This is a genomic window from Kibdelosporangium philippinense, assembly GCF_021390435.2.
Taxonomy (GTDB): Bacteria; Actinomycetota; Actinomycetes; order Mycobacteriales; family Pseudonocardiaceae; genus Kibdelosporangium; species Kibdelosporangium philippinense.
The window spans coordinates 948,125-961,011 of record NZ_JAJVCN010000002.1; the positions used below are offsets into that span (position 1 = coordinate 948,125).

Annotated in this window: 10 protein-coding genes; 7 read left to right on the forward strand and 3 right to left on the reverse strand. The window is 66.0% G+C overall.

Features of this window, described 5'->3' with window-relative positions:
• Window positions 1–37: 37 nt before the first annotated feature.
• Complete coding sequence (gene eccCa / locus LWC34_RS23510; RefSeq protein ID WP_233727309.1) at window positions 38–4,039, reverse strand: type VII secretion protein EccCa; 4,002 nt, start codon at window positions 4,037–4,039, stop codon at window positions 38–40.
• Between the two features lie 189 nt (window positions 4,040–4,228).
• Here eccCa and eccD point away from each other — a divergent pair, with 189 nt between their 5' ends.
• Window positions 4,229–5,626 carry a type VII secretion integral membrane protein EccD gene (gene eccD, locus LWC34_RS23515; RefSeq protein WP_233727310.1) on the forward strand — a complete coding sequence of 466 codons (1,398 nt, stop codon included), beginning with the start codon at window positions 4,229–4,231 and terminating at the stop codon, window positions 5,624–5,626.
• Window positions 5,627–5,631: 5 nt separating this feature from the next.
• Entirely contained in the window at window positions 5,632–7,041 is a 1,410-nt protein-coding gene (mycP, locus tag LWC34_RS23520) for a type VII secretion-associated serine protease mycosin (protein WP_233727311.1), read from the forward strand.
• A 74-nt stretch (window positions 7,042–7,115) separates the two neighbouring features.
• Here mycP and LWC34_RS23525 read toward each other — a convergent pair whose 3' ends face one another.
• The gene (locus LWC34_RS23525) at window positions 7,116–7,340 is read right to left on the reverse strand and encodes a hypothetical protein (RefSeq protein WP_233727312.1); all 225 of its coding nucleotides are present in this window, start codon (window positions 7,338–7,340) and stop codon (window positions 7,116–7,118) included.
• Window positions 7,341–7,457: 117 nt separating this feature from the next.
• Here LWC34_RS23525 and LWC34_RS23530 point away from each other — a divergent pair, with 117 nt between their 5' ends.
• The 5 genes from LWC34_RS23530 (at window position 7,458) to LWC34_RS23550 (ending at window position 11,935) form a co-directional block, all read left to right on the forward strand.
• Entirely contained in the window at window positions 7,458–8,573 is a 1,116-nt protein-coding gene (locus LWC34_RS23530; RefSeq protein ID WP_233727313.1) for a sensor histidine kinase, read from the forward strand.
• Window positions 8,552–9,226, forward strand: coding sequence for a response regulator transcription factor (locus tag LWC34_RS23535; protein ID WP_233727314.1), 675 nt, complete (start codon window positions 8,552–8,554; stop codon window positions 9,224–9,226). The genes LWC34_RS23530 and LWC34_RS23535 overlap by 22 nt, the downstream gene beginning before the upstream one ends.
• A gap of 48 nt (window positions 9,227–9,274) precedes the next feature.
• Window positions 9,275–10,972, forward strand: coding sequence for a type VII secretion-associated protein (locus LWC34_RS23540; protein WP_233727315.1), 1,698 nt, complete (start codon window positions 9,275–9,277; stop codon window positions 10,970–10,972).
• 274 nt (window positions 10,973–11,246) lie between these two features.
• Complete coding sequence (locus LWC34_RS23545) at window positions 11,247–11,561, forward strand: WXG100 family type VII secretion target (RefSeq protein WP_233727316.1); 315 nt, start codon at window positions 11,247–11,249, stop codon at window positions 11,559–11,561.
• 77 nt (window positions 11,562–11,638) lie between these two features.
• Window positions 11,639–11,935 (forward strand): WXG100 family type VII secretion target, encoded by a 297-nt coding sequence (locus LWC34_RS23550; RefSeq protein ID WP_233727317.1) that lies wholly within the window; start codon window positions 11,639–11,641, stop codon window positions 11,933–11,935.
• Between the two features lie 64 nt (window positions 11,936–11,999).
• On the opposite strand, the gene LWC34_RS23555 is transcribed toward LWC34_RS23550, so the two are convergent.
• Entirely contained in the window at window positions 12,000–12,878 is an 879-nt protein-coding gene (locus LWC34_RS23555) for a hypothetical protein (RefSeq protein ID WP_233727318.1), read from the reverse strand.
• Window positions 12,879–12,887 lie beyond the last annotated feature (9 nt).

Here is a 12,887-nt window from a genome sequence, read left to right on the forward strand (position 1 = left end):
GCAGGGTTAGAACGCCGCCAACCACTCACGAGGGCTGCTAGTCCGGCTGGATCCAGGAGGTGTGGATCAGCTGCTGGCCGAGCTTGCGGGTGACCATCACACCTCGGCCAGGTGGCAGCGGCTTGGACTTGTACGTGCCGAGCAGGACACCTTCGTCCTTGCTCGCGCTCATCACCAGGCCGGGGACGGACAGTTCCTTCAGCTTGCCGATGATCGGGTCGAAGGCCGCACGCGACGCGCCACCCGAGCGGCGGGCGACGATCATGTGCATACCGACGTCCTTGGCCTGCGGGAGGAATTCCTGCAGCGGCTGCAGCGGGTTGCCGCCTTGGGTTGCGACCAGGTCGTAGTCGTCGACGATGACGAACAGTTCCGGGCCGGACCACCATGAGCGGCTCTTCAGCTGCTCCTGCGTGGTGTCGGGACCGGGTAGCCGCTTCTTCAGCGAGCCGACGACGTCGCGCATCATGTCGTTGAGCTGGTTGGCCGAGACCGCGTATCCGAGCAGGTGGCCGGTGTTGATGAAGCCGAGCATCGTGCGGCGGTAGTCGACGAGCAGCACGACCACTTGGTCTTCGGAGTAGCGCTCCATGATTCCGCGGACGATGTTGCGCAGCAGGTTCGTCTTGCCGGACTCACCGTCGGCGAACGCGAGGAAGTGCGGCTCGGCGTCGAAGTCGAGGTAGACCGGGGCCAGCTCGTCCTCGTTCACACCGATCGGGATCAGCCTGGAGTTGCGGTGCTTGTCCATCTTGATCAGGTCGTCGTACGGCATCAGGTCCGGCAGCAGGCGGATCGCCGGCGCCGACGGGCCACGCCAGTACTGCCTGATCTTGGCCGACGCGTCCTGCACACCGGCACCGACGTCCTCGGACTTCGGCGAGCCGTCGATCCTCGGCAGGCCGACGAGGAAGTGCAGCTTGTCGCGGGTCAGACCGCGGCCGGGGCGGCCAGCTGGCACGTTCACGGCGACGCGCCGGTCGATGTCGGACTCGGTCGGGTCACCGAGCCGCAGCTCGAACCGGGTGCCCATCAGGTCCTTCACCGCAGGCCGGATCTCCGCCCACCGGTTGGCGGCGACGATCACGTGCACGCCATACGAAAGACCCTGCGCGACCAGGTTCACCACCTGGGCCTCGAGCGCCTCGAACTCCTGCCGGAAGTTCATCCAGCCGTCCACGATCAGGAACACGTCACCGAACGGGTCCTCGGCGAGCTGGCCCTGCCGCTTCCGGTTGCGGAACTCGACCATCGAGTCGATCCCGTTGTCCCGGAACATCTGCTCGCGTTCGGTGATCAACGAGGTGATCTCGGCGATCATCCGTCGAGCCAGATCCGGGTCCAACCTGGACGCCACACCACCGACATGCGGCAGGCCGCGCAGCGACGCGAGCGTTCCACCACCGAGGTCGAGGCAGTAGAACTGCGCTTCCTGCGGGGTGTGCGTCAACGCCATCGACATCACCAGAGTTCGCAGCAGCATCGACTTGCCTGACTGCGGACCACCGACGAGCGCGGCATGCCCCGCGGCACCGGAGAAGTCCGCCCACAGCAGGTCACGGCGCTGTTCGAACGGCTTGTCGATGATGCCGAGCGGCACCTGGAGCCGTCCGTTGGCGAAGTGCCCGGGCACGGTCATGCCGCGGTCCTCGGTCGGCTGCAACGGCGAGAGCAGTTCGTCCAATGTGGACGAGACTTCCAGCGGCGGCAGCCACACCTCGTGCGCGGGCGGGCCCTGCTTGTAGAGCCGCTTGACGATGACGTCGAGCTCGCTCTCCTCGGTGCCGCCTTCCGGCTTCTGCTCCTTGGGCTGCTCGACCGGCCTGATCGGTTCCTTGGCGATCTCGATGAAGTCCGGCACGAACAGCCGGGGCCGCTTGTCACTCGTGACCGGCGCCGACGGGCCAGCGGTCTGCATACCGGCAGGCCGATACGGGCCGGACACGTAGGAAGCCTTGAACCGCACCATGGTCGAGGTGTCGAACTTCAGATACCCGGACCCTGGAATGGAAGGCAGCTCGAACGCGTCCGGAACACCGATCGCCGCACGGGATTCCGCCGCGGAGAACGTCTTCAGACCGATCCGGTACGACAGGTGCGAGTCGAGGCCACGCAGCTTGCCTTCTTCGAGGCGCTGCGAGGCCAGCAGCATGTGCATCTGCAGCGACCGGCCGAGCCGGCCGATCGCGACGAACAGGTCGATGAAGTCCGGCTTGGCCGACAACAGCTCGGAGAACTCGTCGACCACGATGAACAACGCGGGCAACGGGTCGAGGTCGGCGCCGTTCTCACGGGCCTTCTCGTACTCCCACACGTTCTTGAAGTTGCCACCGTTCTTCAGCGCTTCCTGGCGCCGGTTCATCTCACCGGCGAGCGCGTCCTTCATCCGGTCGACCAGCGTCAGGTCGCCCTGCAGGTTGGTGATGGTCGCGGCGACGTGTGGCGCGTCGTCGAGACCGAGGAACGTCGCACCACCCTTGAAGTCGACCAGGACGAAGTTGAGGATCGTGGACGAGTGCGTCGCCAGCATGCCGAGTACCAGAGTTCTGAGGAACTCCGACTTACCGGAACCGGTCGCGCCGATGCACAGGCCGTGCGGGCCCATGCCCTCCATCGCCGCCTCTTTGATGTCCAGCTCGACGGCCTGACCGAACTCGCCGATCCCGAACGGGACCCGGTAGCGGTCGCGGACCGGTCGTGGCCGCCACGCCGACTGCACGTCGAACGTCATCGGATCGCCTGGAATACCAAGCAGTTCCAGCAGCGTCGGGTTGGACAGCAGCGGCTCCTCCTCGCCGGAGTCCGCGGCACCACTGCCGAGCCGGTACGGCGAAAGCTTGCGCGCCAACGCTTCCGCCTCGGCGATGCTCAGCGTGTCCGGCGCGCCGAACCATTCGACGCCGCTCGTGCCGCTGCGCGCGCCGAGCCGCGTCGGCTCGACGACCAGCCGCAGGCCACGCCGGGAAGTCAGGTTGCCGAGCGTGTCGGACAGGTCGAGCAGTGTGACGCCGATCAGTCCTTCTTCCAGGATGATCTGCTCTTCACGGGTGACGTCACCGTCGTCGATCACGATCACCACGTGCGGCTGGTCCGGCTGCGGCGGCGCGTTGCGGGTGAACCGCTGCCGGTCGCGCAGCTGCTCGTCCAGCCAGTGCTCGACCTGGGCGAGCGAGCCCGCCATCAGCCGCATCTGGCCGATGCCGTCGACCATCGAGGGGTGCTGCGCGTGCGGCAGCCACTTCGCCCATTCCCACTCGGCTTTGGCGCGGCCGGTGGTCACGACGGCGACGATCACGTCGTCCGGGGTGTGGAACGTCACCAGCTGGGCCAGCATCGCCCTGGCCAGCGCGCGGGTCAGCTCCTTCTCGCCGGAGAAGCTGACCGCGGCGAAGTTGCGGATCGCCAGCGAGATCGGCAGGTCGGGCACGATCGAGTGGGCGCGCACGAACCGGCGCAGCGCCAGCGTGGCGATCGGTTCCAGCTCGTCGACCGGGCCGGTCTGCGGCGGCACGAGCCGGGTGGCCAGCCTGGTCGAGGCCCGGCCGACCCGCAGGTGGCAGAAGTCGGCGTCGGCTTGGCGGCGCTCCCACATGCGCCGGGAGGACTGGGCGATCGACCAGAGTGCCTCGGGGTCCGGGTGGATCCACTCGCGCTCGAGCCGCTGGTCACGGGCGGCTTCACGGGCCCGGTCGCGCATCTGGCCGAGGTAGCGCAGGTAGTCCTTGCGGTCCTCGTTCATCTCGGCTTTCTTCTGCCCGCCGCTTCGGCCACCGCCGCCAGCGAACATGCCGACCATCGAGAACATCATCATGACCGGGAACAGCAGCGTCATCGGGTTGCGCGCCTGCGGCCCGCCGAGGGTGAACATCATGACGACCATGCCCAGCATCGCCACGATCATCACGACCGGCATCATTTTCATCAGGATGCTGCCGGGGATGACCCGAGGCACCTCTGGTGGCGGCTCGAGGTGCACCTCGCCGCCAGGCGGTCGCGGTGCGGCGAGACGTGGCATGCGCTTGAACTGCAGCGTGCTCACGGTGGGGGCCCCTCTTCGACGTTCGGTAAAGACACAGTTCGCGGAACCGCCAGCGGAGGAGATCCCGGTCCGGCCATACTAGGGGCGCCCACCGACAGGGATGAGCCATTCGGTGAAGAAGTACCCGGCCAAGTGGGCGAGCACATAGGGTCAGGCGAACTTTCCGCAGAAGCTGAAAAGGGGGCAGGCGTGGCTACCGGTACGACAGTGTTCAGCAGGGTGACTGTCGTCGCGCCGAGAACGCGCATCGACGTCGCACTTCCCGCTGACGTGTCAGTGGCCGATCTGCTGCCGATGCTGCTGGACATGGCGGGGGAGGCGACGCCGGACGGCGGCGCGCGGCACGGCGGGTGGTGCCTGGCCAAGCTGGGCGACAACCCACTGGAACCAAGCCGCACGCTCGGCTCGTTGGGCATCGTCGACGGCGACATGTTGCAGCTGCGCAAGCGCAACGAGAACCCGCCGCCACCGCTGTACGACGACGTGGTCGACGCGATCGCGGAGTCCAGCCCGGACAGCTTCCGCCCGTGGACAAAGCAGACAGCCAACCGCATCGGATACATAGCGGGCGCGATCGCGCTCGTGATCGCGGCGGTCGCGGTGTTCATGGGTGGCCCGGTCAACGGCGGCTCCCAGCTCGCGGCTGCCATCGCGGCCGGTGCGACCGCGATCATCGCGGTGGGTGCCGGCGCCGTCGTCGCGCGTGCGTACCAAGCGACGACCGCGGGCGTGCTCATCGCCGCGGCGGGCGGTCTGCCCATGGCGTTCGTGAGCGGCATATACATCGTGCCGGATGGTCTTGGCGCGGCGAACTACCTGCTCGGCTCGGCCTTGATGGGAATCGTGGCCTCGGCGTCGATCCTGCTGATCGGCGCGGGCGTGACCACGTTCGTCGCCGCGGGAACGGCCTCGGTGTTCGGCATCCTGGCGTTCACGGTCGGGACGTTGATCGATCACCCGGCGCCCGGTATCGCCGCTGGTACGGCGGCTGCCGCGCTTGCCGGAATCTCGATGCTGCCGAGGCTGACGATCCAGCTGGCCAAGCTGCCGCTGCCGAACGTGCCGGGCAGCGCGGAAGACCTCAAAGAAGACACCGCCATGCCGGACTACCGTTCGATCGAGCGGCGCGCGGGCCTGGCGCACGAGTATATGACCGGCATGATCGTCGGCAGCGGGATCGTCGCGGCGATCTCCGCGATGATCAGCGCGACGGCCCCAGGCGTCTGGGGCGTCATCACCGCGGTCGTGGTCACGCTCGTACTGTTGCTGCGCGGCCGGACGTACGCCAACGGCAGCCAGGCGATCGCGTTGCTGGGAACGGGAATGCTGTCCGCCGCAGGTGTCCTCATTGGATGGCTGGTCGTGGCGAGTTCCTTCGACCGGCTGCTGTGGGTGTTCGGCGCGCTGCTGTTGATCGGCGCTGCGGCACTCGTGCTCGGTGTGATCTTCCCCGAGCAGAAGTTCTCCCCGCCGCTGCGTCGGGGCGTGGAGATCTTCGAGGCGATCTGCATCGCGGCCGTGCTGCCGCTTTCGCTGGCCGTCATGGACCTTTACTCGACGTTGCGGCACCTCGACTTCAAGATCTGAGTCCGATGACCACGACACCGACGAAGATCGCGACGGTGATCGCCGTCGCCGGCCTGCTGATGTCCAACCCTGGGTACGCACAGCAGCAGCCGAAACCGTTGTACGCCTCGGGCCCGGTACCGCCGAAGGTCGACATGTCCAGGGCGCTGATCACGGACACCAAAGGGCCGCCCCAAAACGTCGACTACGCGCCCAAGGGCCAGTGCATGAGCAGCCTGAACGACGGAAACGTCGTGCTGCCCAACAAGCCATGGGGCCAGCAGCAGCTCAGGATCGAAGAAGCGCAGAAATTCGCGACCGGCAAAGGCCAAGTAGTCGCGGTGATCGACACCGGCGTACGTGAACACGACTACCTCAAAGGTCGCGTGCTCAAAGGTGCGGACTACGTCAGCAAGAACTCGAACTCGTTGGACGACTGCGACGGACACGGCACGGAGGTCGCGGGCATCATCGCGGCGAAGAGCCCTGACCTGACCAAGGTCGGCTTCACCGGGGTAGCCCCGGACGCGAAGATCCTGGCGATCCGGCAATCGAGCGAGATCTACAAGGGAACCCCAGCGCCAACACCGGAAAAACCGAACCCGTCCGAGGAAACCGCGGGAAACCTGACCACGCTGGCGCAGGCAGTAGTGCACGCGGCGAACATCGACGAAGTCACCGTGATCAACATGTCGGTGGACAACTGCCGCTCGGCGGAGTTCGCGATGAACGGCCCGGAGAAAGACCTGCAGCGAGCCCTGCGCTACGCGGTGGACCAGAACAAAGTGGTCGTGGCCTCGGCAGGAAACCAGGGACCGATCTGCAAAGACCCTCGTAACGGCCCGGATCCGAAGAACCCAACGCACATCGTGACGCCACCATGGTTCGCGGAAGACGTGATCTCGGTCGCCGCGGTGAACCGCAAAGGAAACCTGGCGCCGTTCAGCGTGCAGGGACCGTGGGTGAGCGTGGCCGCGCCGGGCACGGAGATCATCTCCCTGGACCCAGGCGGAACGCTGGCAAACCAGACCTACCAGGGCCAGCAGCGAACCGCGATCCAAGGAACGAGCTTCGCGGCGCCATACGTGGCCGGTCTCGCGGCGTTGATCCGTGAGCGATTCCCGGACCTCAAAGCCCGCGACGTGATGCACCGGATCAAGATGACCGCGCAGCATCCGGCGGCGCCCGGAGGCCGGGACAACCTGGTCGGCTACGGAATGATCAACCCGATCGCCGCGCTGACCGCGATGGTGCCAGCCGAATTCAACATCCCCAACGACACAGCGGAGAACCTGCCCGCGAGCATGCCGCCGATCAAACCGAAGGACTGGACGGCGATGACCGTCGCGCTGATCGGCGCGGGCGGTGGCGTGCTGCTGTTGCTGCTGACCCTGTTCGTGATGCACGCCATCCGCCGCAACAAACCCGAGTCCTAACAGGACGATTTCCCAGGTCAAGCCTCGTGAGTGGTTAGGCGTGTTAGAACGCGGCTAACCACTCACGAGGGGTCCTAGTTGGACCGATAAGCGCTGATGGCCAGCGCCGCGCCAACCGCAGCGACCGTCAAATTGGCATACAGCTCATACCCGGCCAAAAATCCGATGTTCGGAATCACCCACCGGTTCACCGAGTTCAGGATGAACCCGAAGAACGGCTGGTAGAACAGGTAATCGACGGTGCCGCTGACACCGATGAGCAACAGCAGCACACCGAGCAGCCAAATGACCTTCCGCATGGTCGTCAAAGCTACGAACCAGCGGGCCGCAAGCGGATCGGCCGGAGGAATCGGCCGCTCCGACCAAAGTATCAAGTTTCCGCGCGGCCACCGCGCCCCGCGTACAGTCCTGAAGATATGAAGCGCCGCCGCAGTGTCCGTGACTGGCTCGTGGACACCACGATGTTCCTGCTCGCGGCCTTGCTCGGGGTGCTGGCGGCGAACGAGCGGCTGACCGGCAACCTGCCGATGCCCGATCCGCCATGGCTGTTCGACGTCGACCAGGTGGTCGGCCTGATCGCCTGCGGCACGATCTGGATCCGCAAACGCTGGCCGGTGCAGATCTGCCTGATCCTGCTGGCCGTGTCGACGGTGTCCGAGCTGACCGCGGGCGCCATGATCGTGTCGCTGTTCACGGTCGCCGTGCATCGGCCGCCGCGAATCTCGATGCCGGTGTTCGTGGCGAGCGTGATCTCGTCGGCGATCTACGTCACGGTCCGGCCTGACCCCGGCGGTCCGTGGAACACGCTGGTGCTTGGCATTGTGCTGCAAGGCATTGCGGTCTGGTGGGGCTTGTTCATCTACAACCGTCGTTCGTTCATCACCTCGCTCAAGGATCGTGCGGATCGCGCCGAGACCGAGGCGCAACTGCGGGCGCACCGGGTCCGCGAGGAGATCGCGCGGGAGATGCATGACGTGCTCGGCCACCGGCTTTCCCTGCTGAGCGTGCACGCGGGCGCGCTGGAGTTCAATCCGGCCGCGGCGACCGAGGACATCGCGAGAGCGGCCAAGGTGATCAGGGAAAGCGCGCACCAGGCCCTGCAGGACCTGCGTGAGGTCATCGGTGTGCTGCGCGCGCCCGTCGGTGAACTGCCGCAGCCGACGTTCGCCGACATCGCCACGCTCGTCAGCGAGTCCCGCCGCGCCGGGATGGATGTACTTCTGCGCCAACAGGTTTCCGCCTCCTTGCCCGATCTGCTCGGGCTGACGAGCTACCGGATCGTCCAAGAAGGACTGACCAACGCCCGCAAACACGCGCCCGGCCAGCCGGTTCGGATCTCGCTGACAGGCGAACCGGGCGACGGCGTCACCGTCGAAGTCGTGAACACACTTGAGGAACCGGCAGCGCTGACGGCGGACAGCCAGGGCCTGAAAGGTTTGGGGGAACGCGTGGCATTGGCCGACGGACGGCTCGAGCACGGGCCGACCACTGAGGGATGGCGGTTGCGGGCATGGCTACCGTGGCCTGCGTGACGACATCTGTCCTGATCGTTGACGACGACCCGCTGGTTCGAGCGGGCCTTTCGATGATGTTCGGCGGCGCACCGGACATCACGGTCGTCGGCGAAGGGAAAGACGGGACCGAAGTGCTGCCGTTGGTCGCGACGTATGAGCCGGACGTCGTCCTGATGGACATCCGGATGCCCGGAATGGACGGGCTGTCGGCGACCGAGGTGCTGCGGGCCCGTCCCGGCGCCCCCGAGGTGATCATCCTGACCACCTTCGACGCGGATGCCCACGTACTGCGGGCATTGCGGGCAGGCGCGGCGGGATTTCTGTTGAAGGACACACCACCCGGCGAGATCGTCGAAGCGGTCCGCCGGGTGGTCAAAGGCAACCCGGTGCTGTCGCCCGCGGTGACACGGCGGCTGATCGACCGGGTCGCCGAGACCGGCCAGGACCGACGCAAGATCGAGGCCCGTACGCGGCTCGACGAGCTGTCGGAGCGTGAGCTCGAAGTCGCGGTCGCGGTCGGCCACGGCAAGTCCAACGCCGAAATCGGCGCGGCCCTGTTCCTGAGCGTGCCGACGGTCAAAACGCACGTGTCGAGCGTGCTGACCAAGTTGCACCTGAACAACCGGGTGCAGATCGCGCTGCTCGTGCACGACGCCGGGCTGCTCGACTGACCCCCTACGATTCGGATCAGCTTCGAGTTCCCGGGGGTGACTGGATAGATGACGCTGCGCGTCGCCGTGGACTTCGGGACGTCCAGCACGTGTGTCGCCGTGTCGCTCAACGGCCGCGAACCGCAGGTCGTCGCGATGGACGGGCGTCCAGTGCTGTCTTCGGCGGTGTACGCGTCGCCTGACGGCACCCTGTTCGTCGGGCTGGAGGCCGAGCGTCAGGCCGCAGTGGACCCGTCACGCTACGAGCCCAACCCCAAGCGCCGGATCGACGAGCCGGAACTGCTGCTCGGCAACAGCGTGGTCCCGGTCAGGGAAGTCATCCGCGCGGTGCTCACCCGTGCTGTCCAGGAAGCACGCCGCTTCGCGGGCGGAGCCAGGGTGGACCAATTGGTGTTGACGCACCCGGCCGACTGGGGCGGCATCCGGACCCGGGTACTCCGCCAGGCGGCCAACGGCCTGTCCGAACACATTTCCCTTGTCCCGGAACCAGTTGCGGCCGCGGTGTTCCACGCCGAAAACCTGTCCGGCCATGCCGACACGATCGCGGTGCTCGACATCGGCGGCGGCACAGTGGACGTGAGCGTGGTCAGTCGCGCGGGAAACCCAGGTTTCCGGGTCCTGGCAACAAAAGGCGACCCGTCGTTCGGTGGCGCTGACGTGGATCAGGCGTTGCTGCAACACGTCGGCCGACTGGTGTCCAACACGGACCCGGACGCGTGGCGTTCCCTGATCGAAGGCCGCGAGCTCGCCGACCGCAGGCGCAGACGTGTCGTCGCGCAGGATGTCCAGGGCGCCAAGGAAACCCTCTCGCGGCACACGTATACCGACGTGCCCATGCCGGTTCCGTTCGCGGACGCGCACGTGACCAGGCTGGACCTTGAACAGCTGATCGTCGCGCCGCTGGGGCGGGCGGTCGAGCTGACGGCGGCCGCGATCCGTGAGTCCGGTGCCCAGCCGAGCCAGGTGTTCCTTGTCGGCGGATCGAGCCGGATCCCGATGGTGGCGCGGCTGGTGCACGAACGGATCGGGATCATGCCGACCACCCTCGACCAGCCCGAGACGGTTGTGGCTCGCGGCGCGTTGAAGGCTGTGCCCGACGAGCTCTTGCAGGTGCCACCGACCGTCCGTGTGGCGCCCGTCCCGCCGCCACCACCGCGTCCCTTGGCGCCTCCTCCGCCATTTGTCCCGCCGCCACCGCCCCCGAAGAGCAGCAAGAAGCCGTGGGTGATCGGTGGTGTGGCGGCCGCGATCGTGGCGGCGGTGGTCGTGGTTCTCGTCCTGACGTCAGGCGGCACGACACCAGAACCACCGCCGGGCCGCACGATCGCCCAGTTCGACTACGAGTTCACGATGCCGCAGGACTGGAAGCAGGTCGCGTCGGACACGACCTACCGCGAGGTCAGAGTGAAGCCGGAAGGCGCGGAGCAAGGCTTGGACACGATCATCGTCCAGGAACTGGCACTGGCCTTCGACCCAGCGGCCGAGCGCGAGCGGGCGGTCGGCGGCCTGCGGCAGAAATACCAGCAGTCGACGAACCTGAGACTGTCCGACCTGAACGAGAACGGCCAGTACGCAGGCCGTGACGTGGTCTCCTACCGCCAGCAGGTCGACAACGCGACGGTCGAATGGTTCGTGTTGTTCGACAAGCGCGCCCAGGTCAGCATCGGCTGCGAGTACACCCCGAACGGCCGTGACCGGGTGATGGCCGCCTGCGATCAAGTAGTCCGCACGATGAAGGTGAACTGAGGCCGCCGGTTCCCCCGACGAGTGACGACATTTCACAAGAGCAAATCCTGCCGCTCGACTGCCGGTCCAATCGGCATATCCGCAGGTCGATCTGGGTTTTTCGGCATTCGCATTCGCATCGATAAACGCCGGTTCCCCGCCAGAGCGTTTACTAGAGCAACTACCTCGAAACTTCTGCGGACAGAGTGGAACCGAAGCTGGCAGGGTCTGCGTCGGAAGGGTTGTACGAACAAAGAACGTGCAACTGGAACTTCAAAGAAGGGGGTAGCTCCCAATGGGTAGTGCTTTCTCTATTACGCCGGACATGCTGCACAAGGCGTCGGTTGACACCGCCAACGTCCGCGAGGCGCAGCAGGCGCACATCGCTCACCTGCGCAACCAGCTCGCCCAGCTCGAGGGAACCTGGGAAGGCGCTGCGGCGCAGGCGTTCCACTCGCTGGTGCAGCGGTTCAACACCGCGGCCGAGAAGATCCTGACCGACCTGCAGACCATCAGCGAGAGCCTGGACCAGTCGGCCAAGCTGTACGGCCACAACGAGCAGGCGACCAAGGACACCTTCGCGAAGACCGAGGGCGGCTTCGCCTTCTGATCCGCTGATCAGTCGCTTCACCCAGATCTTCTTCTGCATTCTCGTCAGTCAGACTTTTTCATTGGGAGGAACTTCAAATGCCAGACGGTATGAACATCAAGGTTGATTTCGCCGCGGTCGAGAACGCCGGTAACCAGATCAAGGCCACCGCCGGAAAGATGGACGGCGAGCTGGACACCCTGCGCAGCCAGCTGGCCCCGCTCGGCGCCGCTTACGAAGGTGACGCCAAGCAGGAGTGGGAGCGCGTACAGACCACCTGGAACCAGGCGCAGAACGACCTGAACCAGGTCCTTGCCCAGATCGGTGCCGCCACCATGCAGGCCGCGACCGAGTACCAGTCCACCGAGCACGGCGTGAAGCGTCTCTGGGGCTGAGTCTCACCCTCCGATAGCGCAAGGACCCCGGTGATCCGGGGTCCTTTTCGCATTCCAAGGTCAGCTATTTCTGGGCCGCGGCCATCCGCTTCCAGAAATCGGATCTCGCGGTTTCGTCCGGCAGCGCGGTCACGTCGCCAGCTTGCGGCTGCGGAGGAAAATCAGCAGGTACGGCAGTGCCGCGTGCTTCATAACCGACTTCGAGTTCGACCCGGCTCTTGGTGCCCTGCACCGCGCCCTTGACCTCGACCCCCTGCAGCGCGCCGTCACTGCTGAGCATGATCTTGAGCGGGACGAGTTTGCTCATCATCTCCGGTTCGATCAGCCCGGCGACGTCCGCGGGCATGCCGATCACCCGGTTGTCGATAAAGGCTTTCAGCGTGATCTCGGTACGTACCTCGGTCCTGCCGTCGGGGAGTCGCGAGGCCGTCGTGATCCGTCCGGGCGGCGGGGCCTTGTCGACCGCCCTGAGCGCGTCGACGAGTTTGCACAATGTCTGCAGACCGCTGATCGCGCAGACGTATCCGTCGCTGATTGTCGGCAATGACACCCATGGGGTTGGCGCGATCGAGGTGTACGCCTTGCCGAGTCGGACGTAATCCAGCGCGCTGCCCGCGGGCGAATAGACGTCGTAGTCGTATCCCGGCGGCGTTTTCGACCTGTGTTTCGTCATCAGGGAGTACTGCTCGCCTGGTGCCCCGCGCATCGCGACGTCGATGTCCGAACCGCTCTTGCGATCATTCACCGCGGCGTAGAAGAAGAGCGAGCCTCGGAAGTTGTTCACATTGGTGAAATAGCCGCTGATCGCCGAGATGCCCTGGTTGTACAGCCGTTCGGCTGATTTCTTCGCTGCCTCCGAGTTCGGCACCGGCGACCCGGCGACGGACTGACCGCAACCGGCGACAAGTAGTACGGCGAGCAGTACCAGCCTGGTTATTCGCATCATGTCCCC